The organism is Mesorhizobium sp. Ca11 (assembly GCF_020165275.1).
In the GTDB taxonomy this organism is placed as follows: domain Bacteria; phylum Pseudomonadota; class Alphaproteobacteria; order Rhizobiales; family Rhizobiaceae; genus Mesorhizobium.
Map to the genome: position 1 here is coordinate 376523 of NZ_JAIUHU010000002.1, position 25089 is coordinate 401611.

At 62.5% G+C, this 25089-nt stretch carries 22 protein-coding genes and 1 tRNA gene; 14 read left to right on the forward strand and 9 right to left on the reverse strand.

Annotation, left to right across the window (positions count from 1 at the left end; genetic code table 11):
- Window positions 1-15: 15 nt before the first annotated feature.
- The gene (locus LB538_RS05540) at window positions 16-1728 is read right to left on the reverse strand and encodes an HAD family hydrolase (RefSeq protein ID WP_224526327.1); all 1713 of its coding nucleotides are present in this window, start codon (window positions 1726-1728) and stop codon (window positions 16-18) included.
- 249 nt (window positions 1729-1977) lie between these two features.
- On the opposite strand from LB538_RS05540, the gene LB538_RS05545 reads away from it, so the two are divergent.
- Window positions 1978-2487: an anthrone oxygenase family protein gene (locus LB538_RS05545; RefSeq protein ID WP_224526325.1), complete on the forward strand. Its 510-nt coding sequence runs from the start codon at window positions 1978-1980 to the stop codon at window positions 2485-2487.
- Window positions 2488-2573: 86 nt separating this feature from the next.
- Here the strand turns inward: LB538_RS05545 and LB538_RS05550 are convergent.
- From LB538_RS05550 to LB538_RS05570, 5 genes are all read right to left on the reverse strand, one after another.
- Window positions 2574-2648 (reverse strand) — tRNA-Gln (locus LB538_RS05550).
- A 233-nt stretch (window positions 2649-2881) separates the two neighbouring features.
- Complete coding sequence (locus LB538_RS05555) at window positions 2882-3838, reverse strand: NAD-dependent epimerase/dehydratase family protein (RefSeq protein WP_224526323.1); 957 nt, start codon at window positions 3836-3838, stop codon at window positions 2882-2884.
- Window positions 3839-3933: 95 nt separating this feature from the next.
- Window positions 3934-4917 (reverse strand): GDP-mannose 4,6-dehydratase, encoded by a 984-nt coding sequence (gmd, locus tag LB538_RS05560; RefSeq protein ID WP_224526321.1) that lies wholly within the window; start codon window positions 4915-4917, stop codon window positions 3934-3936.
- Between the two features lie 99 nt (window positions 4918-5016).
- Complete coding sequence (locus LB538_RS05565) at window positions 5017-6441, reverse strand: phosphomannomutase (protein WP_224526319.1); 1425 nt, start codon at window positions 6439-6441, stop codon at window positions 5017-5019.
- A gap of 201 nt (window positions 6442-6642) precedes the next feature.
- Window positions 6643-6987, reverse strand: a complete 345-nt coding sequence (locus LB538_RS05570; RefSeq protein ID WP_224526316.1) for a VOC family protein — start codon at window positions 6985-6987, stop codon at window positions 6643-6645.
- Window positions 6988-7201: 214 nt separating this feature from the next.
- On the opposite strand from LB538_RS05570, the gene ppdK reads away from it, so the two are divergent.
- From ppdK to LB538_RS05590, 4 genes are all read left to right on the forward strand, one after another.
- On the forward strand, window positions 7202-9886 hold the full coding sequence (gene ppdK, locus LB538_RS05575) for a pyruvate, phosphate dikinase (protein WP_224526314.1): 2685 nt from the start codon (window positions 7202-7204) through the stop codon (window positions 9884-9886).
- A gap of 119 nt (window positions 9887-10005) precedes the next feature.
- Complete coding sequence (locus LB538_RS05580) at window positions 10006-11109, forward strand: glycosyltransferase family 9 protein (protein WP_224526311.1); 1104 nt, start codon at window positions 10006-10008, stop codon at window positions 11107-11109.
- 253 nt (window positions 11110-11362) lie between these two features.
- Complete coding sequence (locus LB538_RS05585; RefSeq protein ID WP_224526308.1) at window positions 11363-12520, forward strand: glycosyltransferase family 9 protein; 1158 nt, start codon at window positions 11363-11365, stop codon at window positions 12518-12520.
- Between the two features lie 136 nt (window positions 12521-12656).
- A complete protein-coding gene (locus tag LB538_RS05590; RefSeq protein ID WP_095766799.1) occupies window positions 12657-13394 on the forward strand; it encodes a polysaccharide deacetylase family protein in 738 nt (245 codons plus the stop codon).
- An 83-nt stretch (window positions 13395-13477) separates the two neighbouring features.
- On the opposite strand, the gene LB538_RS05595 is transcribed toward LB538_RS05590, so the two are convergent.
- Both LB538_RS05595 and LB538_RS05600 read right to left on the reverse strand, forming a co-directional pair.
- Window positions 13478-13867, reverse strand: coding sequence for a DUF427 domain-containing protein (locus LB538_RS05595; protein ID WP_224526306.1), 390 nt, complete (start codon window positions 13865-13867; stop codon window positions 13478-13480).
- A gap of 204 nt (window positions 13868-14071) precedes the next feature.
- Window positions 14072-14428: a hypothetical protein gene (locus LB538_RS05600; protein WP_095766801.1), complete on the reverse strand. Its 357-nt coding sequence runs from the start codon at window positions 14426-14428 to the stop codon at window positions 14072-14074.
- A gap of 189 nt (window positions 14429-14617) precedes the next feature.
- Here LB538_RS05600 and LB538_RS05605 point away from each other — a divergent pair, with 189 nt between their 5' ends.
- Both LB538_RS05605 and LB538_RS05610 read left to right on the forward strand, forming a co-directional pair.
- Window positions 14618-16246 carry a fatty-acid--CoA ligase gene (locus LB538_RS05605; protein WP_224526304.1) on the forward strand — a complete coding sequence of 543 codons (1629 nt, stop codon included), beginning with the start codon at window positions 14618-14620 and terminating at the stop codon, window positions 16244-16246.
- Between the two features lie 82 nt (window positions 16247-16328).
- Window positions 16329-17114 (forward strand): DUF1499 domain-containing protein, encoded by a 786-nt coding sequence (locus LB538_RS05610; protein ID WP_224526302.1) that lies wholly within the window; start codon window positions 16329-16331, stop codon window positions 17112-17114.
- On the opposite strand, the gene LB538_RS05615 is transcribed toward LB538_RS05610, so the two are convergent.
- Window positions 17115-18023, reverse strand: a complete 909-nt coding sequence (locus LB538_RS05615) for an MBL fold metallo-hydrolase (protein WP_224526300.1) — start codon at window positions 18021-18023, stop codon at window positions 17115-17117.
- A gap of 221 nt (window positions 18024-18244) precedes the next feature.
- Here LB538_RS05615 and LB538_RS05620 point away from each other — a divergent pair, with 221 nt between their 5' ends.
- From LB538_RS05620 to LB538_RS05650, 7 genes are all read left to right on the forward strand, one after another.
- Window positions 18245-18835, forward strand: coding sequence for a biotin transporter BioY (locus LB538_RS05620; RefSeq protein ID WP_224526298.1), 591 nt, complete (start codon window positions 18245-18247; stop codon window positions 18833-18835).
- A 221-nt stretch (window positions 18836-19056) separates the two neighbouring features.
- Complete coding sequence (gene rfbA / locus LB538_RS05625) at window positions 19057-19947, forward strand: glucose-1-phosphate thymidylyltransferase RfbA (RefSeq protein ID WP_224526296.1); 891 nt, start codon at window positions 19057-19059, stop codon at window positions 19945-19947.
- A complete protein-coding gene (rfbC, locus tag LB538_RS05630) occupies window positions 19940-20494 on the forward strand; it encodes a dTDP-4-dehydrorhamnose 3,5-epimerase (protein WP_224526293.1) in 555 nt (184 codons plus the stop codon). The genes rfbA and rfbC overlap by 8 nt, the downstream gene beginning before the upstream one ends.
- 14 nt (window positions 20495-20508) lie before the next feature.
- A complete protein-coding gene (rfbB, locus tag LB538_RS05635; RefSeq protein WP_224526682.1) occupies window positions 20509-21642 on the forward strand; it encodes a dTDP-glucose 4,6-dehydratase in 1134 nt (377 codons plus the stop codon).
- Window positions 21639-22580, forward strand: coding sequence for a dTDP-4-dehydrorhamnose reductase (gene rfbD, locus LB538_RS05640; protein ID WP_224526290.1), 942 nt, complete (start codon window positions 21639-21641; stop codon window positions 22578-22580). The genes rfbB and rfbD overlap by 4 nt, the downstream gene beginning before the upstream one ends.
- A 77-nt stretch (window positions 22581-22657) precedes the next feature.
- Window positions 22658-24124, forward strand: coding sequence for a glucosyltransferase domain-containing protein (locus LB538_RS05645; protein WP_224526287.1), 1467 nt, complete (start codon window positions 22658-22660; stop codon window positions 24122-24124).
- A 161-nt stretch (window positions 24125-24285) separates the two neighbouring features.
- Window positions 24286-25089, forward strand: coding sequence for a class I SAM-dependent methyltransferase (locus tag LB538_RS05650; RefSeq protein ID WP_224526284.1), 804 nt, complete (start codon window positions 24286-24288; stop codon window positions 25087-25089).

The following is a 25089-nucleotide window of genomic DNA, read 5'->3' on the forward strand; positions in this document are numbered from 1 at the left end:
GCTGGCGAACCTGCTCTACGTCTCCGCAGCCGTAGCAGGCGCCGTGTAGCGCCTCCGCACGGCGTCGATCACCAGCTTGCGGCTCTCGTCGGCCGATAATGCCTTGTTCTTCTCCGCCTCAGCCGTTTCTCGGGCGAGGTCCTTGTCCCTGATCTGTTGGCGGAACCATTTGGAATAGTCGCCGGCGCGCAGATGGTATTCCCATGTCTTGTCGTCGATGCCTTCCGCCATCTGCGCGAAGATGATGAGATTGTGGGCCCTGAGGTTCATCGCCTTCTTCGGACCGGTGAAGTAGAAGCTGCCTGCCTCGTCGAGCTCGCCCTCGGCATATTTGCGGCTGTGGCGCTTCAGCGACTGGTCCGGCTCGACCGCCTTCACCGTGAACGGCTTCTTGCCGTCGTGCGGCCGCCAGAACAGCACCCGGTCGCCCTTGGGCAACGGAATGCTCTTTGGAGCCTGGAGCCCCGTCTCCTTGCAGAAGGTCTTGATCACGCCCTTCGCCTTGGGCCCAAGCGCAATCACCGCCGTCACCAGGCCGAGCGCATCGGTCGAGATCGCTTCCGGATGGACAGTGATCAGCACCGTGCCGGGCAGCTCGATCGAAAGCACGGATCGCGTATCCCCGCGTCGCTTGGGCATCAAATGATGCGCCTCGTCGATGATCAGCCAGTGCGGCCTTGCCGTGCGATAGCGGACATTGCCGAGGCCGGGCAGCAATTCAGCGAAGAAATCGGGCCTCTCATCGACCTTCAGCGCCAGGCCGTTGACCACGATATTGGTTTGCGGTTTCTCGATCAATTCCAGCAACTGTTCCTTGTTCGGCGCAGTCGAGCCGTTGCCGAGCGGCACCGCGCCTTTCAGTCCGTCATAGTCGCCCTCGGGGTCGAAAATGCAGAATTGCAAACCCTTTTCGACCAGCCGCTCGGTGAGCGCTGTGGCCAAGGTCGATTTGCCGATGCCCGAGCTGCCGGCGATCAGCACTGTTTCCATCGGCGACAAGTAAATGTCCTTCCCGCGTGAGGTCCCGAGCAGCACGCCGCGCAAGCGTTTCTTAGCCAGCAGATGATCATGCTTGACCAGCCTGCGGATCAGCTCCTCGACGCCCTTGCCGCGCGCTTCCTTGGTGACGAGGTCGGCGGTTTCCTTGACGGCGGGCAGCGCGTTGGCCACCGCGACGCTGCAGCCCGAAGCCCTGAGGAAGGCGTGGTCGTTTTCGGCGTCGCCGACGGCCACGACATTGTGCGGCGACAGCTTCAGGTCGTCGAGCGCTGCCGCCAACCCGGTCGCCTTGTTGATGCCGGAAGGCAGGATCATAACCGCGCCCTTGTTGAAGATGATCTCCAGCTCCAGCCCAAGCTGCTTGATGACGTCGAGCACGGTGGCTTGGTGCGGCTCCCAGGTGGCGACGATCGAGCGGCCGACGGACAGCGGCTTCACGCCGCGCTTTTTGAGCATGTCGACAAGATCCGCGGAAGGCGAGGGGGCGATCGTACGCTCTTCCTCGCTGGCCGGCGTGTAGACCAGCGCGCCGTTTTCGGCGACCACCTTGTCGAACAGGGAAAGTTCGGGAAACACCTCCTTGAGGTCGGGCAGTTCCCGTCCGGTGACCAGGATCAGCTTGCGCCCGGACTTCTTCAGCTTCTCCAGCGCCGAGATCGTGCTGGCCGCGACCAGGCCATCATGCGCCAGCGTGCCATCATAATCGGTGGCCAGTGCCATGAAATACATCGGTTGAAACCTCTCCGAACGGTGTTTGTCGGTCCGTCTGGAACGAACAACGCCTGTCGGCGGAAAAGGTTTAGGCCGATGGTTGGCGTCGAGACGATGGCGGTGTTTCGCCCAGCTCACGGCTCATACAGCGCGCCGCCCAGCCGAATTGGAGCGTACGCCGATGGGAACCCGGTCGGCAGGATCACGTTCGGTCTTGACGAGGTTGCTCCCGCACAAGCGCTCGAGCTGGAGTGAGAGGCCGATCCGATGTATGTCTTTCTGGAGGTCCTGACCGTCGTCGTTGTGGCCGGTGCGATGGCCATGGCGCTCGCCCACGCGCTGGAGCTCCCGGGCAAGTTGCGACTCGGCAGGCAAGAGTATTTCGTTGTCCAACGCATCTACTACCCGGGTTTCACGATTGGAGGCGGCATCGCGGAGATCGGTGGGATCCTCGCGACTTTTGCGCTGATGCTGACGTCGAGCGGTGCGCTCCATGTCTGGCTGATCGCCGGCGCCTTGATCGCGCTCCTCGCCATGCAGTTTGTCTTCTGGTTCATGACCCAGCCGGTCAACAAGCACTGGCTGCAGGACGTGGAACTGAACGCGCCTGCCAAGCGCTTCTTCGCGACTGAGGGCAGCGACGGAGCTCCGCTCCCACCAGCGCAGGAGTGGACGGCGCTGCGCAACCGCTGGGAACTATCGCACGTTATCCGCGCGACACTGGCGATGCTGAGCCTGATCTTGCTCACCACCGCAATCGCCATTCAAGGCGCCTGATGCCCGACCGGCTTTCCGGTCGAACCACGCGATGCTTCAAACGCGTTGGCCGATCGTCCGTTCGAGCTTGGCGCTGATGTGGAGGTTGGCTGGGGCGCCAGGATTCGAACCTGGGAATGTCGGTACCAAAAACCGATGCCTTACCACTTGGCGACGCCCCAGCAGGCGGGCATGCCGCTCTGCGCGCGGCCTTATAGGACGAGGCGACGCAAAGCTCAATGCCGGGAGATCAACTAAAATCGGCAGTGACGCGGGGCCGTCATTTCCGGCCAGTTCGTCGCCCGATCGCCCCGCGGTGGATCGTAAGCCGCACACGCCGCGCGCCAGCTTCGGGCGGTGCGGGCGCGGGAGCGGCTCAGCTCCGCGTTCAGGGAAGCAGGCGATGCATCCTTGCCTAGGCCTGGGCCACGCGCGCGCGGCAATCCTCCAGGACGGCAGCAAGCGTATCCTCGAAGGGATGCTCGGGCGCCCAGCCGAGCAGGGTCCGGGCGCGGGTCGCATCGCCGACGATGCATGGCAGATCGCTCGGCCGCAGCCGCAGCGGATCCTGCTCCGTGACGATCTTGACGCTGCTGCGGGCCAGCAGCCGATCGAGGATGTCTCCCATCCGCCAGGAGAGGCCGGACGCAAGGTTGAAAATGGCGTTCGGCGCAAGATCGCGGCTCTTCAGAACCGCGCGCGCATAGGCGTTGGCGATGTCGCGCGCATCCAGGAAATCGCGCCTCGCATCGAGATTGCCGACGCGGATCACCGGCGGAGCCAGGCCCGCTTCGATCCGGGCGATCTGCATGGCGAAGGCCGGCACGGCAAATGCCTCGGTCTGGCCCGGGCCCGTATGGTTGAAGGGGCGCATTCGGACACACTTCAATCCCTGGCGTGAAAGCGCGCCGAGCGCGAGGTCGGCCGCGGCCTTGGTCACGGCGTAGTCGTCGATCGGAGCAAGCAGCGTGCCTTCGTCGAGCGGGCGTCCGGTCTTGGCGCTTTCGCCATAGACCAGGCCCGATCCGACATGAACCAGCCAGCAGTCCGGTGCTTTGTCGAGGATGGCATGGGCCACGTTGAGCGCGCCGTCCACATGAATGCGCCATGTGTTGCGGGGATCGGCCTGGGCGGCACCCAGGGCCGCGACCGCCGCCATGTGAATGACATGGGTGGGCTGGTGACGGGCAATGGCATCATGGACGGCGGCCGGATCGGTCACGTCCAGTTCTTCGACCTGGCCGAAGGCGGGATGCGGTCCACCATCCTTGGAGGTCGCGGCAATGACAATTTCGCGGCCGCAAATCCTGCGCAGCGCGTCGCCCACATAGGGCCCGACGAAACCGTTGGCGCCGGTTATCAAAACGCGCATGCCGGCCTCACGGACCACGACGAATTGTCCGCATGCGGATGCGTGACGGAAGACGGTGCGTCAAGTCATCGACCTGTTGATGCAAGAGCTTCCTTTCAATTCCTGGCAGCCGAGTGGCGCGCCAGATCGGCGTCCACCATTTCGCGGATCATATCCTCCAGGGAGATCGTCGCTTCCCATCCGAGCTTCGCCTTTGCCTTGGCCGGATTGCCGCGAAGGATTTCGACTTCCGCCGGCCTGAACAGGTCGGGATCGATGACAAGATGGTCATCCATCTCCAGCCCGACATGCTCGAACGCGATCCTGCACATATCGCGCACCGTCGTCGTCCTGCCGGTGGCGACCACATAGTCGTCGGGCTGATCCTGCTGCAGCATCAGCCACATGGCGCGGACATAGTCCCTGGAGTGGCCCCAGTCGCGCTTGGCGTCGATGTTGCCCAGGCGCAGTTCCTTGGCCATGCCCTTCTTGATGCGCGCGACGGCGTCCGTGACTTTGCGTGTCACGAATTCGATGCCGCGAAGCGGCGATTCGTGATTGAACAGGATGCCGCTCGAAGCGTGCAGGCCGAAGCTCTCGCGATAATTGACGGTGATCCAGTGACCGTAGACCTTCGCCACCGCATAGGGAGAGCGGGGATGGAAAGGCGTGGTCTCCGACTGCACCGGCTCCTGGATAAGGCCGTACATCTCCGACGACGACGCCTGGTAGAAACGCGCCTCGGGGATCTCGAGACGCAGCGCCTCGAGAACATTGGTGACGCCGATACCGGTGACGTTGCCTGTCAGGATCGGCTGCTGCCACGAGGATCTGACGAAAGACTGTGCGGCCAGGTTGTAGACCTCGTCCGGCCTTACATCGCGCATGGTTCGACTAAGACCCGACAGGTCCGTCAGGTTGCCGTCCACGATCCGCACATCGTTTTCGATCCCCAGCCATTTCAGGCGCATGGTGTTGACGTCGGCTGTGCTCGACCGCCGCGCCAGCCCGTGGACTCGGTAACCCTTCGAAAGCAGGAGCTGGGCCAGATAGGCGCCATCCTGCCCCGTAATGCCGGTTATCAACGCCGTTCTTGTCATCGATGCTCTCAGGGCTCGGGCGAGACGTGGGGCACGTGTCCCCGTTATTGTAGAGCGGGCCGCGCCCCAAGCCTGCGGCGATCGCCGGCTCCGTCTTCGTTATACGGCTTCTGATTCATCTGCCAGTGTGGTGTCGCGCGCTCGTTCCAGCGCCATTGCCACAATCTCGCTCGCCCTGTCATGGCTGGCGGCCTCGGCATAGCACCGAAATTCGGGAGCGTTGCCGGAAGGCCGCAGATGGATGATCTCGCCGCTGGTCATCCGTGCCCTGAGACCATCGGTCTCATCGACGTCCAAGACGCTGCCGAAGGGGGCAAGGAAGTGTTGCAAAGCATCACGGTCGGCGAGCTTTCGCATCAAGCCGCGCGATTTCTCGACGGGGAAGTTCTCGAGCCGTTCGCTGGCGCAGACCGGAAGGCTCCAGGTTTCGCGCAGGCCGGAAAGCGATTTTCCGGTCGATGCCATCGTGCCCAGCACCGCCAGGATCGGCAAAAACGAATCCCGTGTCGGCAGCGCCGACAAAGCCTTGCCGTTCACCACGCAGTCCGACCCCAGAAGAACCCCGCCATTGGCTTCGAAGCCGACGACAATGCCGCCTGCCTGCCGCGCGGCGTCCATTTCCGCTATGACGAAAGGGGATCCGACCTTCGTTCTCCTGACGCCGAATCCGAAAGCATCGGAGATGCCTGAATTGGAGGTGATCGGCGTCACCACAATGTCGGCCTTGAGGAACAGCGCCGTGGCCAGCCCGATCAGGTCGCCGCGGAACAGTTCGCCACTGTCGTCGATGACAAGCGGGCGATCGGCATCGGCGTCGGCAGAGAGCACGGCGTCGAATTCGAATTCGCGCACCCAGCCTTTCACCCTCGCCATCGTTTCCTGGCCGACGGCCTCCGTATCGACGGGCACGAAGGTTTCTGTTTTCCCGACGGGGATCACCTCGGCGCCGTAGGACCGCAGGACCTCGACCAGCAACTCCGCCGCAACCGTGCTGTGCTGGTAGACGCCGAGCTTCATTCCGGAAAGGGCGCCAGGGGGCAGAATGCCATCGACACGATCTCGAAAGGCCGCGAGCGCCTGTTCATGGCCGGCTTGCCGGTTCGCATGGGCCGGAGGCCAGGGATATCGATCCGACAGTTCCGCGACGTGACGGGTGATGGCGGCCTCATCCGCCTTGTCGATCTCGCCCCTCGGCCCATAGAATTTGATGCCGTTGCGGTCGGCGGGAATATGCGACCCCGTCACCATAAGCGCCGCGGCGCCATGCAGGCGGGCGTAAAAGGCGAGCGCGGGCGTGGGGATGGGACCGCAATCGACCGGCTGGAAGCCGGCCGCGGCCAATGCTGCCATGCAGTCTTCGGCAATCGTTGGACTGCTGTCGCGCAAATCGTGCCCGACTAAGACCTTGCCTTGCTGAAATCCGGTCGACCGCAAGCGCCGGGCGAAACCCTCAGTATAAAGTCCGCTTGGCCTTCCCACCAATTCGGAAGCCAAACCCCGAACGCCGCTTGAGCCGAATTTCATCAGTCTGCTTTGCTGTTGGAAGATTGCCGACGCTCATTGGAATGAGCCCGGCTGCCCCCCGGCTGTCAACAGCAAAAACAACTCGAAATCCGCGTCTTTCCTGGAGCAATTCCAGGAAAAGTGTGAGCGGCTTTCCGTCCAGAATTGCGTAAAATCAAAGAGTTAGAGCGGTTTACCGTTTCAGTAAAACGGTGAAGCGCTCTAATGTCCCCAAACGGCCAGTTCGTTGCCGGCCGGATCAGTGAAGTGGAACCGCCTGCCGCCCGGGAAGGAAAAGATCGGCTTGACGATGGTGCCGCCGGCGCTCTCGACCGCATCCAGCGTTTCCTCGAGGCTCTCGGAATAAAGCACCGGAAGCGGCTTGGCCGGCGCCTCGCCGGCATTCGCCTGGAAGCCGCCGTCGAGCCCTTCGGCAAAGGCGGAATAGGTCGGGCCGTAGTCGGTGAACGACCATGAAAAGGCGGCGCTGTAGAAAGATTTGACGCTGTCCAGCGTGCCGCCCGTCGCCGGCAGTTCAAGATAGTCGAGTTTTCCATTGAGTTTCATCACGCTACTCCACTGCGTTCCCGTTATGTTCTATATCGGTCGTTTCCCTCCAGCAAGTCTTTTTGACGCAGCTTTTGCTTAATCGATTGTAGCCGCAGTGGTTGCTTGCCGGTGCCTTGCCTTTCGCAGTGCAGCATCCTATCGCTCGGAGCGGGGAAGGCGGGAAACGGCCATCATCCGGATGTTTCTATCTCCCACGAACTGGAGGGCAAGCATGACCAAGTGGGTTTACACCTTCGGCGACGGTGCCGCCGAGGGCCGTGCCGGCGACCGCAACCTTCTCGGCGGCAAGGGTGCCAATCTGGCCGAGATGTGCAGCCTTGGGCTGCCGGTGCCGCCCGGTTTCACCATCACCACGGAGGTCTGCAACGCCTATTACGCCAACGGCCGCACCTATCCCGGCGGGCTCGAGACGGATGTCGTCTCCGCTCTCGACCATATCGGCCGGATTACCGGCCGCCGCTTCGGCGACCCGTCGAAGCTGCTTCTGGTCTCCGTGCGCTCCGGTGCTCGCGCTTCGATGCCCGGCATGATGGATACGGTGCTCAATCTCGGCCTCAATGACGAGACGGTCGAGGCTTTGGCCGCCGATTCCGGCGATGCGCGTTTCGCCTATGACAGCTACCGCCGCTTCATCCAGATGTATTCCGACGTCGTCATGGGCCTGGACCACGAAGTGTTCGAGGAGATCCTCGAGGACCAGAAAGCCAGCCTCGGCCATGAGCTCGACACCGGCCTGACGGCCCAGGAATGGCAAGGCGTGATTTCACTCTACAAGGCCAAGGTCGAGGAAGAGCTCGGCAAGCCGTTCCCGCAAGATCCGCAGGAGCAGCTCTGGGGGGCGATCGGCGCCGTGTTCTCAAGCTGGATGAACAACCGCGCCATCACCTACCGGCGCCTGCACGACATCCCGGAAAGCTGGGGCACGGCGGTCAACGTCCAGGCCATGGTGTTCGGCAATATGGGCGACACGTCCGCGACCGGCGTCGCCTTCACGCGCAATCCCTCGACCGGCGAGAGGCAGCTCTACGGCGAATTCCTGGTCAATGCCCAGGGCGAGGATGTGGTGGCCGGCATCCGCACGCCACAGAACATCACCGAGGCGGCGCGCATCGCCGCCGGCTCCGACAAGCCGTCGCTGCAGAAACTTATGCCTGACGCCTTCCAGGCTTTCGTCGACATCTCCGACCGGCTGGAAAAGCACTACCGCGACATGCAGGATCTCGAATTCACCATCGAGCGCGGCAAATTGTGGATGTTGCAGACCCGCTCCGGCAAGCGCACCGCCAAGGCTGCGCTGAAGATTGCCGTCGAGATGGCGAAGGATGGGCTGATCACCAGGGAGGAGGCGGTCGCCCGCATCGATCCGGCCTCGCTCGATCAACTGCTCCATCCGACCATCGACCCGAATGCCGCGCGCGATGTCATAGGCACGGGCCTGCCGGCGTCGCCCGGCGCCGCCACCGGCGAGATCGTTTTTTCCTCCAGCGATGCCGAGGACGCCAGGGCGCAAGGCCGCAAGGTAATCCTGGTGCGCATCGAAACCAGCCCGGAGGACATCCACGGCATGCATGCCGCCGAAGGCATCCTCACCACGCGCGGCGGCATGACCAGCCACGCCGCGGTGGTGGCACGCGGCATGGGCAAGCCCTGCGTGTCCGGCGCCGGCTCGCTGCGTGTCGACTACAAGGCCGGCACGCTGCTCTCGATGGGCCAGACTTTCCGCAAAGGCGACATCATCACCATCGATGGCGGCAACGGCCAGGTGCTCAAAGGGGCGGTCGCCATGCTGCAGCCGGAGCTGTCGGGCGATTTCGCCGCCATCATGGAATGGGCCGACGCCGCGCGCCGCATGAAGGTGCGCACCAACGCCGAAACGCCGCTCGACGCCCGCATGGCGCGCTCTTTCGGCGCCGAGGGCATCGGCCTTTGCCGCACCGAGCACATGTTCTTCGATGGCGACCGTATCGTCGCCATGCGCGAGATGATCCTGGCCGACACCGAGAAGGACAGGCGTGCGGCCCTGGACAAGCTCTTGCCCATGCAGCGCTCGGACTTTCTCGAGCTGTTCGAGATCATGGCCGGCCTGCCGGTGACGATCCGCCTGCTCGACCCGCCGCTGCACGAATTCCTGCCGAAGACCGAGGCCGAGCTCGCCGAGGTCGCCTCCGCCATGAACGTGTCGGCCGACAAGCTCAGGCAGCGCACGGAAGCGCTGCACGAATTCAACCCGATGCTGGGCCATCGCGGCTGCCGGCTCGCCGTCTCCTATCCCGAGATCGCCGAGATGCAGGCGCGCGCCATCTTCGAGGCGGCGGTCGAGGCCGGCCACAAGGCCGGCGCGCTGGTCGTGCCGGAGATCATGGTGCCGCTGGTCGGCCTGGTGAAGGAATTGCAATACGTCAAGGCGCGCATCGATGCCGTCGCGCAAAGCGTCATGCAGGAGACCGGCACCAAGATCGATTATCTGACCGGCACGATGATCGAACTACCGCGTGCGGCGATCCGGGCGCATATCATTGCCGAAGCGGCCGAATTCTTCTCATTCGGCACCAATGATCTGACGCAGACCACGTTCGGCATCTCGCGCGACGATGCGGCGTCCTTCCTCGAAACCTACCGGCAGAAGGGCATCATCGAACAGGATCCGTTCGTGTCGCTCGACATTGAGGGCGTCGGCGAGCTGGTGCGGATCGCGGCCGAAAAGGGCAAGACGACGCGGCCGGGCATCAAGCTCGGCATCTGCGGCGAGCATGGCGGCGACCCGGCCTCGATCCGCTTCTGTGAGGAAGTCGGCCTCGACTATGTGTCGTGCTCGCCCTACCGCGTGCCGATCGCCAGGCTGGCCGCCGCGCAGGCGGCCGTGGCGGCAGCGAAGGGCGCGGCAAAACGCGCCTGACATCCCGACACCTTACGGTTTTGTATGCAATGTCACGCGAACGTGCGCGTGACGGCCCTGAATCTCGACACCGTTCCAAGCGACTTTTCGACACCGAATTTATTTGTGTCGGAAAACCCATGTTGCAGATTTCCCCATCCGTTTACCGATCGATCCTAATCCTGCAGACCAAGTTCATTGGCGACATCGTGCTTGCCTCGGCGTTGGCGAAGAACCTGCAGCTTCAATATCCGGGCGTCAGGATCGTGTTTCTCTGCGAAGCCCATTTCGCCGGCTTCCTGACTGCCCATGGCATAGCTTCCGAGGTCGTCCCCTTCAGCCGTGCCAAGATGCGTGGCTCGCCGCTCGAGCGGGGGCGCGAGCTCTTCCGGATGGTGCGCACGTTGCGGCAGCACCGCTTCGACGTGACCGTCGACATCACAGATTCCAAGACCTCGCGGATCATTTCTGGACTGGTCAACGCTCCGGTCAGGGTCGGCTATTTTCCGACGGAGCGGCCTTTGCGCTGGCACGAGCGTCAACCCGCCAACGTCAGGATGAAGCCGTTCGGATTCGGCAAGAAGCACTATCTCTACCGTTATTTGTCTCCGCTGGAGGCGCTGGGCATCGATCTGCGCGTCAGGGCGCCGGCCATCCGGCCGCTGCCCTTCGAGACGACGCGCGTCCTGGCCTTGCTCGCCAGGCACCAGATCCAGCCAAACGCTTTTGTTGCGGTCCATGCCGGAGCAAGCTTCGCGGGGCGGCGGTGGCAGCCGGAGCGCTTTGCCGAGACAATCGACAGGATCGTCCGCGAAACCGGCCTGCGCGTGGTCCTGGTCGGCGGTCCGGACGAGGTTGAGGCGACCGACAGGATCATGGCCGCGGCGAAGACGCCCGTCGTCAACCTGGCGGGCACGCTGCGGCTGGAAACGCTGCTGGCGCTGCTCAGGGAGGCTCGGCTGTTTCTCGGCAACGAAAGCGGACCGATGCATATGGCAGCCGCGGCTGGAACGCCGGTCGTCGGCCTGTTCGGCCTGACCAACCCGGTCCTTTGGGCGCCGGTCGGCGTGCCCAGCATTTCGTTGCGGCCATCGATGCCTTGCGACTGCATCGGGGGCGACCTGTGCCGCCGGACCGACCCGAGCAAGGCATGCTGCGTCTGGCGCCTGGAAGTCGATCCAGTGGTGGACGCGGCGCTGGAACTCCTGGCGCGCACCGAGATGGTCCTGGAAGCCGCGGTCTGACATTTGCTGGAATTGCGGACCGCCCGCCGGCCGCGTCCCCCGCTTTGCGCAAGCCAGGAAAAAGTGTGAAACGGTCAGGTCCTGGGACTTCGCCTTAGCCTTCCGTCCGGAATTGCGTCAAAGACGACGAAATAGCGCATTCTCCGCGGTTTCCGAGAAACGGTGAAACGCTCTATCCGCGCGCGAGAGTCCGATGGTCCGCGACCGTGTCGTCTTGTATAAGATCACGTGAAAATGCGCGTGATGGTTCCACATGTCGACATCTCAACCCAGCTTCGCGAACTCCGGTCTGTCCGGAGCTCAGACACCGATGTTGCGGGCTCCCTTTGCAGTCCGCTCGATCCTGATCTTGCAGACGAAGCACATTGGCGATCTCGTTCTTGCCTCCGCGCTGGCGAAGAACCTGCAGCTCGAATATTCCGACGCCCGCATCGTCTTCCTCTGCGACGCCCGCTTCGGCGGTCTCCTCACCGCCAACGGCATCGCCTCGGAGGTTGTGACCTTCCGCCGTTCCCATATGCGCGGCACGCCGCTGCTACGCCTGCAGGAACTCGTTCTCACGCTCTTTAAGTTGCGCCGCTACCATTTCGACATGGCCATCGACATCACCGACACCAAGACGTCGCGGTTCATCTTGGGGCTGGTCGGCGCACGGGTTCGCGTGGGATATCACCCGTCCGAAAGGCCCCTGGGTTGGTTTGCGCGCCAACCTGCCAATGTGAAGGCCAAGCCGTTCGGGTATGGCGAGCAGCACTTTCTCTATCGTTATCTTTCGCCGCTGGAGGCACTTGGCGTGGACTTGCGCGCGCGGGCTCCCGCCTTCCGGCCGCTGCCGTTCGAGACGACGAAAGCCTTGGCGCTGCTGGACAAGCTGCACCTTCGGCCGAACGCCTTTGTCGCGGTGCATGCCGGGGCAAGCTTCCCTGGGCGCCGCTGGCAGCCCGAGCGCTTTGCCGCCGCAATCGATCGGATAGCGGCCGAAACCGGTCTCGACGTCGCCCTGGTCGGCGGCCCGGACGAGAACGAGGTGGCCGAGAAGATTCTGGCGACTGCGAAGACGCCGATCGTCAACCTGGTCGGAGCGCTCCCGCTCGAAACGTTGCCGGCGCTGTTCAAGCAGGCGCGGCTGTTTCTCGGCAACGACAGCGGCCCCATGCACATGGCTGCCGCAGTCGGCACTCCCGTCGTCGGCCTGTTCGGCCTGCAGAGCCCGATCCACTGGGGGCCAGTCGGCGCGCCGAGCGTCGCGGTATGCCCGTCCATGCCTTGTGACTGCGTCGGTGGCGACCTGTGCGAACGGCCCGACCCCAACAAGGCATGCTGCGTCTGGCGTCTGGAGATCGACGCAGTCGTCGAGGCAGCGCTCCAGTTGCTGGCCCGAACCGAGATGCCTCTGGAAGCAGCTGTATAGGCGAAAGCAAATTTTTCGCGATTGCTGTTTTTACGCTGTTTGCCGTCCCGATTTTCGCCTAGATGCCGGTCTTCTAGAGACAAGTTTTTGGCGCGGCGCGAAGGATGATGCCGAGCCTGCCGATGTGGAATGAATGATGGGTCTGCTTCGAAACTCCCTTTGCGCGATGGCGCTGTTCGCGGCGTCGGCGGGCAATGCCGCGACGCTGCTCGAACCGACGCTGCATCTGAAGCCGCAGGGCGTTGAAGGCGGCGGTCGCGTCGCCTTGACGCTCGATGCCTGCGGCGGAACGACTGACACAAGGATACTTTCGGCGCTTGTCGACAACAGGATACCGGCGACGATCTTCGTTACCGGCATCTGGCTGAAGCGCAATGCCGAGGCCGTCGAGATCATGCGGGCGCATCCCGACCTGTTCGAGCTGGAAAATCACGGCGGCCGCCACGTTCCGGCGGTCGATACGCCGCGGAAAATCTTCGGCATCCGCAGCGCCGGCAGCCCGGACGCCGTGCAGGCCGAGGTTGAATCCGGCGCCGCCGCCCTGGCCGGCGCGGGCGGCCCTGCGGCAAAATGGTTCCGCGGCGCCACCGCCGAATACAGTCCCTCGGCGATCGCCATGATCCGCAGGCTGGGCTTCAAGATCGCAGGCTTCTCGGTCAATGGCGACGGCGGTTCGCTGCTCGGCGCGAAGGAAACGGCGCGCCGCATCGGCGCCGCCAAGGACGGCGACGTCATCATCGCCCACATCAACCAGCCGACCCATGCCGCCGGCGAGGGCGTGGTTCAGGGCTTACTGGCCTTGAAGCAGAAGGGCATGACCTTTGTACGCCTCGACGATGCCGAGGGCGTCGGCAATGACGGCACCACCGATTGAGAGCGCGGCGCGAGGGTGGCGACCGCTGAATTTTGGCGGCCACATCATTCCGAGATCGACCTAAGGGCCCCTCCCTTTACGGCTCAGTCCGGCGTGGCTGCGACCGTCACCTTGTTCGTGTAGAACGCGCCGTGATTGCGGATCTCGACCATTTCGTCGAACGGATGCTCATAAGCCCACATCGCGTTCTCGCCGGCTTCGCCGGCCGGCTGGACGCTCCAGTAGCTGGCATCGCCCTTGTATGGGCAATGTGTCGAATGGTCGGTCGGGGCGAGCTTGCCGAAATCGATATCGTCGAACGGGATGTAGAAGACGGCCGGGTAAGGTGGCTCCGAGAGAACCTTTGCCGCAGTCGATGTGGCGATGATCCTGTCGCCCGCGCGGACCGTGACGGCGCCGCGATAAGGTTCGACGGTGATCACCTTGTCCGGGTTGCGCTGGAAGCCGGGGGCTGGATTGGCAAGCTTGTCCATGAATGGTCTCCTGGAGCAATTCTAGAAAAAGTGCGAAGCGGTTCTCCGTCCGGAATTGCGTCAAAACAAAGAGAGAACGTTTCGTCGTTTCCGCGAAACGTGAAACGTTCTCAGGGGAGACTTACATGTGTCGCGCAGGCGCGTCGCGCAAGCGCGCGTCACGCTTGGCGTCATCACCATTCATTGAACGTCTGCTTCCGGTCGTCAGGCGGCCGTCTTGAAGGCATCCATGAGGCCGGCATAGGCGGCGGCAATGCCCGCGACCGGATTGGTGCTTCTCGCCGCCGTCTCGACCTTCAGCGCGCCGCCGGTGGTCGGCAGCGTGAGCAGCAGGAACTGACGATTGTCGGCGTTGCCGATGCAGGCCGCGGCGACATGCTCGCCCTCGGCGCCGTTTTCAACGCGCATCTTGAACAGCAGCGTTCCGCCGACGGCCTCCAGCGCACCGCCGACGACTTCGGCAAATTCATCTTCGGAAACGGTTTTGATGTCCGGCGTCAGATCGTCCAGACTTTCGGCAAGCGTGCTTTCGAGGGCTTTTTCGTCGAGCTGCGCGTCCATGCGAATCTCTCCATTCGCCAATCTCACCCAGCCCGTTAACGAAGCTTAACGGCGACGATGGCCGGATTATGGCGGTTTTCCCGGTCCTTCGATCCATCCACTGGCTTCGACTTATGGCGGCTGGACAAACCGCCGGTTCGTTTCACAATGCGTGAAACAAATGACGCGAATGCGCAAAGGGAGGAATTGATGCTTGGATTGATGCAGGAATGGCCGCTGCTTTGCCATAAGCTGCTCGACCATGCGGAACGCCAGCACGGCAGCCGGGAGGTCGTGTCGCGTTCGATCGAGGGGCCGATCGTGCGCATCAGCTATGCCGAAATCCATCACCGTTCGCTCAAGGTGGCACAACGGCTGGAGCGTGACGGCTTCAGGCTCGGCGACCGCATCGCGACCCTTGCCTGGAACACCGCCCGCCATATCGAGGCCTGGTACGGCATCATGGGCATCGGCGCGATCTATCACACGCTCAACCCGAGGCTTTTTCCCGAGCAGATCGCCTGGATCATGAACAATGCCGAGGACAAGGCGATCTTCGTCGACCTGACCTTCGTGCCGATCCTGGAAAAGATCGCCGGCGCGGTCCGATCGCTGCGACGGGTTATCGTGCTGACCGACCTGGCGCATATGCCGCAAACGTCGCTGCCGAACGCCGTCGCCTACGAGGAATGGCTGGCCGAAGCCGACGGCGCCTTCGCTTGGAAGACGTTCGACGAGAACACCGCCGCCGGCATGTGCTACACCTCGGGCACGACGGGCGACCCGAAGGGCGTTCTCTACAGCCACCGGTCCAATGTCCTTCACGCCATGATGGCCGCCATGCCCGACGCCATGGGCATGTCCACCCGAGACGTGATCCTGCCGGTCGTGCCGATGTTTCACGCCAACGCCTGGGGGCTCGGCCAGAGCGGTCCGATGATCGGCGCCAAGCTGGTGATGCCGGGCTGCAAGATGGACGGCGCCTCGATCTATGAGCTGCTCGACACCGAGAAGGTAACGTTCAGCGCGGCCGTGCCGACCGTCTGGATGATGCTGCTGCAATATCTTGAGGAAACCGGCAAGAAGCTGCCTCACCTGAATAAGGTCGTCATCGGCGGGGCGTCCTGTCCGCGCGCCATAACCGCCAAGTTCCAGGACAATTACGGCGTGCAGGTGGTGCATGCCTGGGGCATGACCGAGATGTCGCCGCTGGGGACCCTCTGCACCCTGAAGCCGCAATATGAGGCGCTGACCGGCGAGGCGCGGCTCGACGTGCAGGGCAAGCAGGGTTTTCCCCCCTTCGGCGTCGAGATGAAAGTGACAGACGACGACAACAACGCGCTGCCCTGGGACGGCAAGACCTTCGGACATCTCAAGGTGCGCGGCCCCGCGGTGGCCCGAGCATATTATGGCGGCGCCGGCGCCGAGCAGTTCGACGCCGACGGCTGGTTCGACACCGGCGACGTCGCCCATATCAACGCCAGCGGCTATATGCAGATCACCGATCGCGCCAAGGACGTCATCAAGTCCGGCGGCGAGTGGATATCGACCATCGATCTCGAGAACCTTGCCGTCGGCCATCCGGACGTTGCGGAGGCAGCGGCCATCGGCATCCCGCATTCCAAATGGGGCGAGCGGCCTTTGCTCGTCGTCGTGCGCAAGCCCGGCAAGGAGCCGACCAAGACAGACATCCTCGCCTTCATGAGCGGCAAGGTGGCGAAGTGGTGGATGCCCGACGACGTCGCCTTCGTCGGCGAAATTCCGCACACCGCCACCGGCAAGATCCAGAAGACCAGTTTGCGTGCCCAGTTCAAGGATTACCGCCTGCCGACGGATTGACGAAAAATGTTCGATCTTTCGGCTTCAAGCCGGCGCCAAAAACCTCTAAGTCTCGGTTCGGACTGGGGTAATGCGGCAGACAATGGCTACAATTCCTGAACGGCAGACGTCGAGGGCGGCCGGCTGGTCGCGGCGGATCGGGGCATTCTCTCTCGTCCTTTTGCTCACCGCCGTTGCCGCTTACAGGCTGGGTCTCGTCGAGACGCCGCCTTTCCTGTGGGTCCTGGCGCTCGTGGCGCTGCTGGCTGCGCTTGCCCTGTTGCTGGCCGGTCTCGGCTTGGCCAGGGTCTGGAGCTTCGGCGATCGCGGCGGCCGCGATCTCTCCATCGGCGCGCTGCTGGCGCTGCTGGTGCTGGCACCCTACGGCGTCGCCGTCTACTGGGCGACGATCTATCCGCCGCTGCGCGACATCTCGACCGATCTCGACGATCCGCCCGCGTTGGACACCAGCGACCGCACCGCCGACATGAACAAGCTGTCGCCGCCGACCCCGGGCGAACAGGCCCTGCAGGCCGAGGCCTATCCGCTGGTCAGCGGGCGCAGCTACAATCTGCCTTTCGAAACCGTCGTCGACGCTGTCGAAACCGTGCTCGACCGCCGCGACTGGCAGTTGACGGCGCCTTATCCCGACATCAACGGGCAAAGCCAGGCGACGATCAACGCGCTGGCAAAGGGCTTCGTGCTCGGACTACCGGCCGACGTCGCCATCCGCATCACCGACGACGGCGAGCAGGTCATCGTCGACATGCGCTCGGCCTCGCGCTACGGCCGCTACGACCTCGGCGACAACGCCGCTCGCATCACCGATTTCCTTGGCGAGTTGGACCAGCAAGTCGCCGGGCAGGTCGGCGCGGCGCCGGCTGAGTGATCACGCGGCGGGGCTGAAAATGCCGTCTATAGCCGGATCGCCTTCTGTGGCCACGAGGCCGCGGGCAACCAGATCCTCGAGATGGGCAAGCACCGAAAGACCGGCGGCGCCGTGCAGCCGCGGGTCGGTGTCGCGATAGATCGCCGCGACCATTTCCGCGATCGTCCGGTCTCCGGCGCGGATGCGCTCCAGGATCGCCCTTTCGCGCATCTTGCGATGCGTCTTCAGGCCGCGCATGAAGCTTTGGGGCGCGGCCACAGGTCCGCCGTGGCCAGGCAAAAGCAAGCGATCGTCGCGCGTCAAAAGCTTGTCGAGGGAGCTCATATAGTCGGCCATGGCGCCGTCCGGCGGCGCGACGATCGAGGTCGACCAGGCCATGACATGGTCGGCTGAAAACAGCGTTCCGGTTCCCTCGAGGGCAAACACGGCGTGGTTGCCGGTGTGGCCGGGCGTCAGCACGGTGCGGATGGCCCAGCCGTTGCCCTCAGTCAGCGCATTGTCGGCCAGCACGACATCGGGAACGAAGGCGAGATCGGCGCTGGCGTCGAGCGGATTGACCTCGCCGATGCGCAAGGGGCGCGCCGGCCGATGCGGGCCTTCGGCAAGCGTTGGCGCGCCGGTGCGCTCTTTCAGCCGCGTCGCGAGCGGCGAATGATCGCGATGGGTGTGGCTGACGAAGATGTGGCTGACCGGTCGGCCGCCGATCGCCTTGAGCAGTGTTTCGAGATGGGTGTCGTCTTCCGGCCCTGGATCGATCACCGCCAGCGTGTCGCTGCCGACGAGATAGCTGTTGGTGCCGTGGAAGGTGAAAGGACCCGGATTTCTTGCTGTGATGCGCAGCACATCCGGCGCAACCGGAACCGCCCGGCCATAGGCGGGATCGAAGCTGGTGTCGAACTCAAGGGTCATGCCTGCGGGCTCCGTTGCGATGCGGCAAAATGATTGCCGTCCGATACGGAAGCCAATATAGGAAAATCAATGGATGTTGCCCAAAACCGCGCTGCGGTTTTGGGAGAACGACATGCATCAAGACAATTTTTAAAGCGCGTCGCCTGAATGCGTTTCTGCGCGATGCGCTTTAAGAGCCAGCTAATCAGCCACCCGGCAAATCAGCCAGAATGGGGAAGACCATGGCAACTGCAACCACGATGCGCCCGCTTGTTTCTCTCACCCTGCCGGATCGGGGTGTTGCCCGGCTGGCGACCCAGCTTTTCCTGGCGCTCGCCGGAACCCTGCTGCTGACCCTTTCGGCCAAGACCAAGGTGGTGCTCGGCCCGGTCGACATCTCGCTGCAGACGCTGGCCGTGCTGCTGATCGCCTCTGCCTTCGGCCTGCGCCTTGCCGTCGCGACGCTTCTTCTCTACCTCGCCGAGGGCGCTTTTGGCCTGCCGGTCTTCCAGGGCACGCCGGAAAAGGGCATCGGCATTGTCTATATGCTGGGCTCGACGGGCGGCTATCTCGCCGGCTTCGTGGTCATGGCGGCGATCGCCGGCTGGGCCGCCGACCGCGGCTGGGACCGCGACCCGTTCAAGCTGTTCGGCGCCATGCTGACGGCCGAGGTCGTCATGATGGCCATGGGCTTTGCCTGGCTGGCCACGCTCATCGGGCCGGAAAAGTCCTGGCAGTTCGGCGTCCTGCCCTTCATCGTCGGCGACCTGATCAAGGTGGCTTTGGCCGCCAGCCTGGTGCCGGCCGTGTGGACATTGCTCAAGCGCGGCTGAGAACAATCGACGAGAAAAGGGCCGGCGGGCGACAAGCGCCCGCCGGCCCTTTTTCATGGCGCTGTCGGATTTCGCTCGAAACCGCCTCCTGTCGGATGATAGAAAGCGATGAAGTAACGTCGGGAAGCAGTCAAAGCCGACATTGACAAGCCAGTGCCCGAAAACTAAGCACGGGCAACTTGGCGTCGAGGCGGGGGCCGCGGTAGTTCAAGGAGAGCTTGTTGAAAGGAATTATCCTTGCGGGTGGCAGCGGAACACGTCTTTATCCGCTAACATTAGCGGTTTCTAAGCAAATACTGCCGATCTACGACAAGCCGATGATCTATTACCCGCTGAGCGTGCTGATGCTCGCGGGAATTCGCCAGATTCTGGTCATTTCAACTCCGCGCGACTTGCCGGTCTTCCAGGCGTTGCTGGGCGACGGTTCCGAATTCGGGCTGGAATTGTCCTATGCCGTGCAGGCGCAGCCCAACGGCCTCGCCGAGGCCTTCATCATCGGCCGCGACTTCATCGGCAAGGACAGCGTGTCGATGATTCTCGGCGACAACATCTATTTCGGCGGCGGCCTGTCGCAGCTCTGCCGCGAGGCGGCGACGCGCGATGGCGGCGCATCGGTCTTCGCCTATTATGTCGACGATCCCGAGCGCTATGGCGTGGTCTCCTTCGACAAGGCCACCGGCAAGGCTCTGACGATCGAGGAGAAGCCGCAAAAGCCGAAGTCCAACTGGGCCGTCACCGGTCTTTATTTCTACGACAACAAGGTAGTCGATATCGCCTCGACGATCCGCCCTTCGGCGCGCGGCGAGCTCGAGATCACCGCGGTCAACAATGTCTATCTCGAGCGTGGCGAGTTGCATGTCCACCGCCTCGGCCGCGGCTATGCCTGGCTGGACACCGGCACGCATGACAGCCTGCTCGAGGCATCGTCTTTCGTGCGCACGATCGAGCATCGCCAGGGCATCAAGATCGCGTGCCCCGAGGAGATTGCGCTGGAGCAGCACTGGATCAGCGCCGACAAGGTGCTGGATCGCGCCGCGCGGCTCGGCAAGAACGAATATGCAGCCTATCTGCGCCGGCGGGTCGCCGATCTGATGGAGGAACGCGGTGCTTGAGGTCAGGCGGCTCGGCCTCGACGGCGTGCTGGAGATCGTGCCGAAGCGGCATGGCGATGCGCGCGGCTTTTTCAGCGAGACCTGGAATGCGGAGCGCTTCGCCGAAGCCGGCATCGATCTCGTTTTCGTGCAGGACAATCATTCCTATTCCGCCGCGGCCGGCGTGCTGCGCGGCCTGCATTACCAACTGCCGCCGCGCGCGCAAGCCAAGCTGCTGCGCGTCATCCGCGGCAGCGTGCTCGACGTCGCGGTCGACATCCGCCGTTCTTCGCCCACTTTCGGCAAATGGGAAGCGCTGGAGATATCGGCCGACAAGGGCAACCAGGTCCTGGTGCCGCAAGGCTTCGCGCATGGTTTCGTCACGCTCGTGCCGCATACCGAGGTGCTCTACAAGGTGACCGACACCTACTCGCCCGAACACGACCGCTCGATCCGCTTCGACGACCCGGCGATCGGCATCGCATGGCCGGAGATCGCGGGCGGCTTCCAGCTTTCGGACAAGGACCGCAACGCGCCGCTGCTCGGCGCGGCGGAGGTGTTCGCGTGAGGAGGGACGGCGGCATGAATTTCCTGGTCACCGGCGGCGCCGGCTTCATCGGCTCGGCCGTGTGCCGGCATCTGTGCGCCAATCCGGCCTACCGCGTCACCAATCTCGACAAGCTCACCTATGCCGGCAACCTCGCTTCGCTGCGGCCGATCGAGAACGCGCATAATTACCGCTTCGAGCAGGCCGATATCTGCGACGAGCGCGCGGTGCTGGAGATCCTGCGCCGCGACGATATCGACATCGTCATGAACCTCGCCGCCGAGAGCCATGTCGACCGCTCGATCGACGGTCCGGGCGCCTTCATCGAGACCAACATCGTCGGCACCTACCGCATCCTGAACGCGGCGCTGGAATATTGGCGCGGCCTGTCCGAGGAGCGCAAGGCGGGCTTCCGCTTCCACCACGTCTCGACCGACGAGGTGTTCGGCGACCTGCCCTTCGACGGCGGCATGTTCGTGGAGGAAACGCCCTATGCGCCGTCCTCGCCCTATTCGGCCTCCAAGGCAGCCTCCGACCATCTGGTGCGGGCCTGGCACGAGACCTACGGCCTGCCGGTGGTGCTTTCCAACTGCTCGAACAATTACGGCCCCTACCATTTCCCGGAAAAGCTGATCCCTCTGGTCATCCTCAACGCGCTCGACGAGAAGCCGCTGCCCGTCTACGGCGCCGGTGCCAATGTGCGCGACTGGCTGTTCGTCGAGGACCACGCGCGCGCCCTGGAGCTGGTGGCGACCAGGGGGCGGCCGGGCGAGAGCTACAATGTCGGCGGCAATTCCGAGCGCACCAATCTCGGCGTCGTCGAGGCGATCTGCGACCTGCTCGACCTCAGGCGGCCGCGCGCCGGCGGCAAGCGCCATCGCGAGCTGATCACCTTCGTCACCGACCGCCCCGGCCATGACCGGCGCTATGCGATCGACGCCTCCAAGATCGCGCGCGACCTCGGCTGGGCGCCGCAGGAGGATTTCGACAGCGGCCTGGCAAGGACCGTCGACTGGTATCTCGACAACAAATGGTGGTGGGGGCCGATCCGCGAGCAGCGCTATGCCGGCGAGCGGCTGGGCCACCGTTCAGTCGCAAAGAGCCAACACAGTTCGATCGAAAGCAGTCCGTCCGGGAACGCGGCCGAGAGCAGGAAGGTAACCACGTGAGGCTTGCCGTCACCGGACGCGAAGGCCAAGTTGCCGCGAGCCTGGTCGAGGCGGCGCGGAGCCGCGACGATGTCGAGGTCGTCGCCGTCGGCCGCCCGGCGCTCGACCTGGCGCGGCCCGACACGGTGTTCGCAGCCCTTGAAGCGGCAAGGCCCGACCTCATCGTGTCCGCCGCTGCCTACACCGCTGTCGACCAGGCCGAGGACGAGAAGGACCTGGCCTTCGCCGTGAACGCAACCGGCGCCGGCAAGGTGGCGCAAGCCGCGGCAAGGCTCGGCGTTCCCGTCATCCATCTGTCGACCGACTATGTCTTCGACGGCGCCAAGGACGGCGCCTATGTCGAGACCGATCCGACCGCCCCGCTCGGCATCTACGGCGCCTCCAAGCTCGCCGGCGAAGAGGCGGTCGCCGCGGCCAACCCGCGCCACCTCATCCTGCGCACGGCCTGGGTCTACAGCCCCTTCGGAAGGAACTTCGTCAAGACCATGCTGAGGCTGGCCGCCGACCGCGACGAGATATCGGTCGTCGCAGACCAGTGGGGCAATCCGACCTCGGCGCTCGACATCGCCGACGCGATCCTGCATGCGGCGTCAAAGCTGGTCGACGACAGGAATTTCGCTGCCTTCGGCGTCTACCATCTGGCGGGCGAGGGCGACACCAACTGGAGCGGCTTTGCCCGTCACATCCTCGACACAAGCCGGGCGTTTGGTGGCCCGCACGCGAAAGTGCGCGATATCGCGACGAGCGACTATCCGACCAAGACACGGCGCCCGCAAAATTCGCGGCTGTCGAGCGCGAAGTTTGCAGGGGCGTCTGGGTGGCAGGCGCCGGGGTGGCGGGAGTCGGCTGAGAAGGTGGTTGCCCGTCTAGTCCGAGATGACCGGGGCCTGTGTCTTCCATCGGGATGTGACGCAATGGACCGCCACAGACAAGCTTAACCCCATGGCTTTCTGTTGCCAGCAGCAGCTTTCAAGATGCACGTCCTGAAAGTGCAGTGCACAGATTGAGAGGACTGATGGTGAGTCAACAGACAGCGGTAGAGAACGCGAAATCCGTCGCGCGATTGTGGCTGCTTTTCGTCGCCATTTATTTCCCAATGATGACAACGTTGCCCCTTTACATCGATGCGGAAATCGCAGCGACGAGAGACTCCGGAGGCGCGTGGATAGCGCAAGGCCGGTGGATGACTTACGTGCTGTTACGGTACATTCTGCCGTTTCCAGTTGTGCCTGCCTTTACGGTTGGCTTATTTGGTCTCTGCGCTGCAAGCGCGTATATGCTTTTCCTCCGTGGTTGCCGGCAGCCATTCGGGGTTAGTTCTTTTCTTGCCTTTGCAGCCTTCGCGGCATTTCCGATTTGGAGCTGTCTGCTCGAATTTCCCGCGAATACTTCCTCGGCTGGTATTGGTTTATTGCTCTGCGGGGTGGTCGCTTACACCGTGGAACGATACTTAACTGAAAACAACAAGGTGTTTTGGGCGATTGTGATGGTTGTCTCCGCAACGGCGGCAATCGGCACCTACCAGGCGTTTGCCTTTGTTGCCCTGGTGGTTGGCCTGGCGGTTGTCTTCTTCAGCAACAGTGAACGACAAATACGGGGCACTATTTCCGTTTTCGCTTTGATCGTTGCGTCGATTGCGATGCACCTCTTGATTCAGAAACTCTTTGTAACTTTTTCGGGGATACCGATCGCCTATATCGAGGCATTTATGCGACCGGACATCCTATTGGCGGATCCTCTCGGAGTCGCGGGCAGGACAATTGCGAATAGCATCTTGGTTTTAATCGGCGCGCGTTCAATGTTTGGTACGGCGATTTGGGCTAGCGGTTTTCTTATTGCGTTGGCCGTCTTTATCGTCATCACACAGAGAAGGTATATATCTACGTTTCTTCTATTGATGATATTACTTGCGCCGTTTCCGCTCATGTTATTGGCTGGTGGGTTGGTTCCAATGAGGACTCTGCTCGCCGTTCCGAGTTCAATCTGCGTTTGTTCGATTGTGGTTATGAATTCGAAATCGAAGCAACTGAGAATAACGGGTTACATTTTGACAGGAGCGCTTGCAATTCAGTCAGCGGCAGCCATTTCCCAATACCAAGCGGAACGAGTTTTGGCTGCCGACTTTGATAGGCAAATGGCAAGCAGAATATATGAAAGAATGTCGGACGTAGCTGACCTCAGTAAACCTCAGAAATTCGATATATATGGTGGTGCAGTCCGCTCGAGCCTGTATCCGATCGCGGTGGGCTCTACAGCTGGTGCTTCATTCTTCTCTTGGGATGGCGGCAACATCGAGCGAATGTCCGCTTATTTGCAGATGCAGGGATATAAGAACCTCGTGCAACTGCCTGGCAGTCAGCGGAGGGCGCTCAAACCTGAGTTTGACGTGATGCCAGTTTTTCCTGCAAAAGGTAGCGTCCGTCTACTGAACGATGTTGTTCTCGTAAAACTCGGCTTGCAATCAGGATATTATTCACCATGATTGGTAATCAATACTTCTCCAGAATTTGGGGGAGTCTCTCTAGACCAAAGAGGGGTGCACGAGATTCATTAAGCCAAGAAGTAGTTCCACCTCAGGAGGTAGAGGTAGGTCTTTGCCTAGACATAGAGTTCTATCGCAAAAATCACCCCGATCTGGCTCGCATGAGCGACGAGCAGCTTCGTGATCATTTTTTGCGAATTGGTTCTCGGGAAGGAAGGTTGGGTTCTCCTCTGTCACTGCGTGAGCGCTTCTTGGGCGAAATGAGATCAAGCCGATCGATCCTTGAGATTGGCCCCTTTTGTAATCCACAGGTGATTGGCGAGCAGGTTCGGTATTTTGACATCCTCGACAGCGAGCAATTGGTCGTCAGGGCCAACCAGATCGGATATCCAATAAAAGCTGTTCCGAAGATTCACTATACATCGCCGATCGGGGATCTCTCGGTAGTGTCTGAAAAGTTCTCTGCAGTGGTTAGTTGCCATTGCATCGAGCATCAGCCCGATTTGATTCATCATTTTCGACAAGTTTCAGGAATTCTGGAGGATGATGGAAAATACTATATCATTGTGCCAGACAAAAGATATTGCTTTGATCACTTTATCGCTGAATCTACGATCGCCGACATTCTTGACGCATACTTATCTCAGCGTAGAACTCATCGGCTTGCGAGTGTGATCGAACACCGAGCGCTGACCGTGCACAATGACTGTGTCCGACATTGGCGCGGAGACCATGGCGTCGAACTGCAATCATCTGAGCTCCGGAAGCGCGTGCGAGCTGCAATTGAAGAGCACCGGCAAGCCGACGGCGGCTATGTTGATGTCCACTCATGGCAATTTACCCCGGAAGGCTTTCAACGCAACATCCAGACACTGTTCGAACTCGGATATTCGCCATTGCGCCCCGTGAGTGTGCATGCAACGCCGTTCAATCGTAATGAATTCACAGCAATCCTCTCGAAGTGA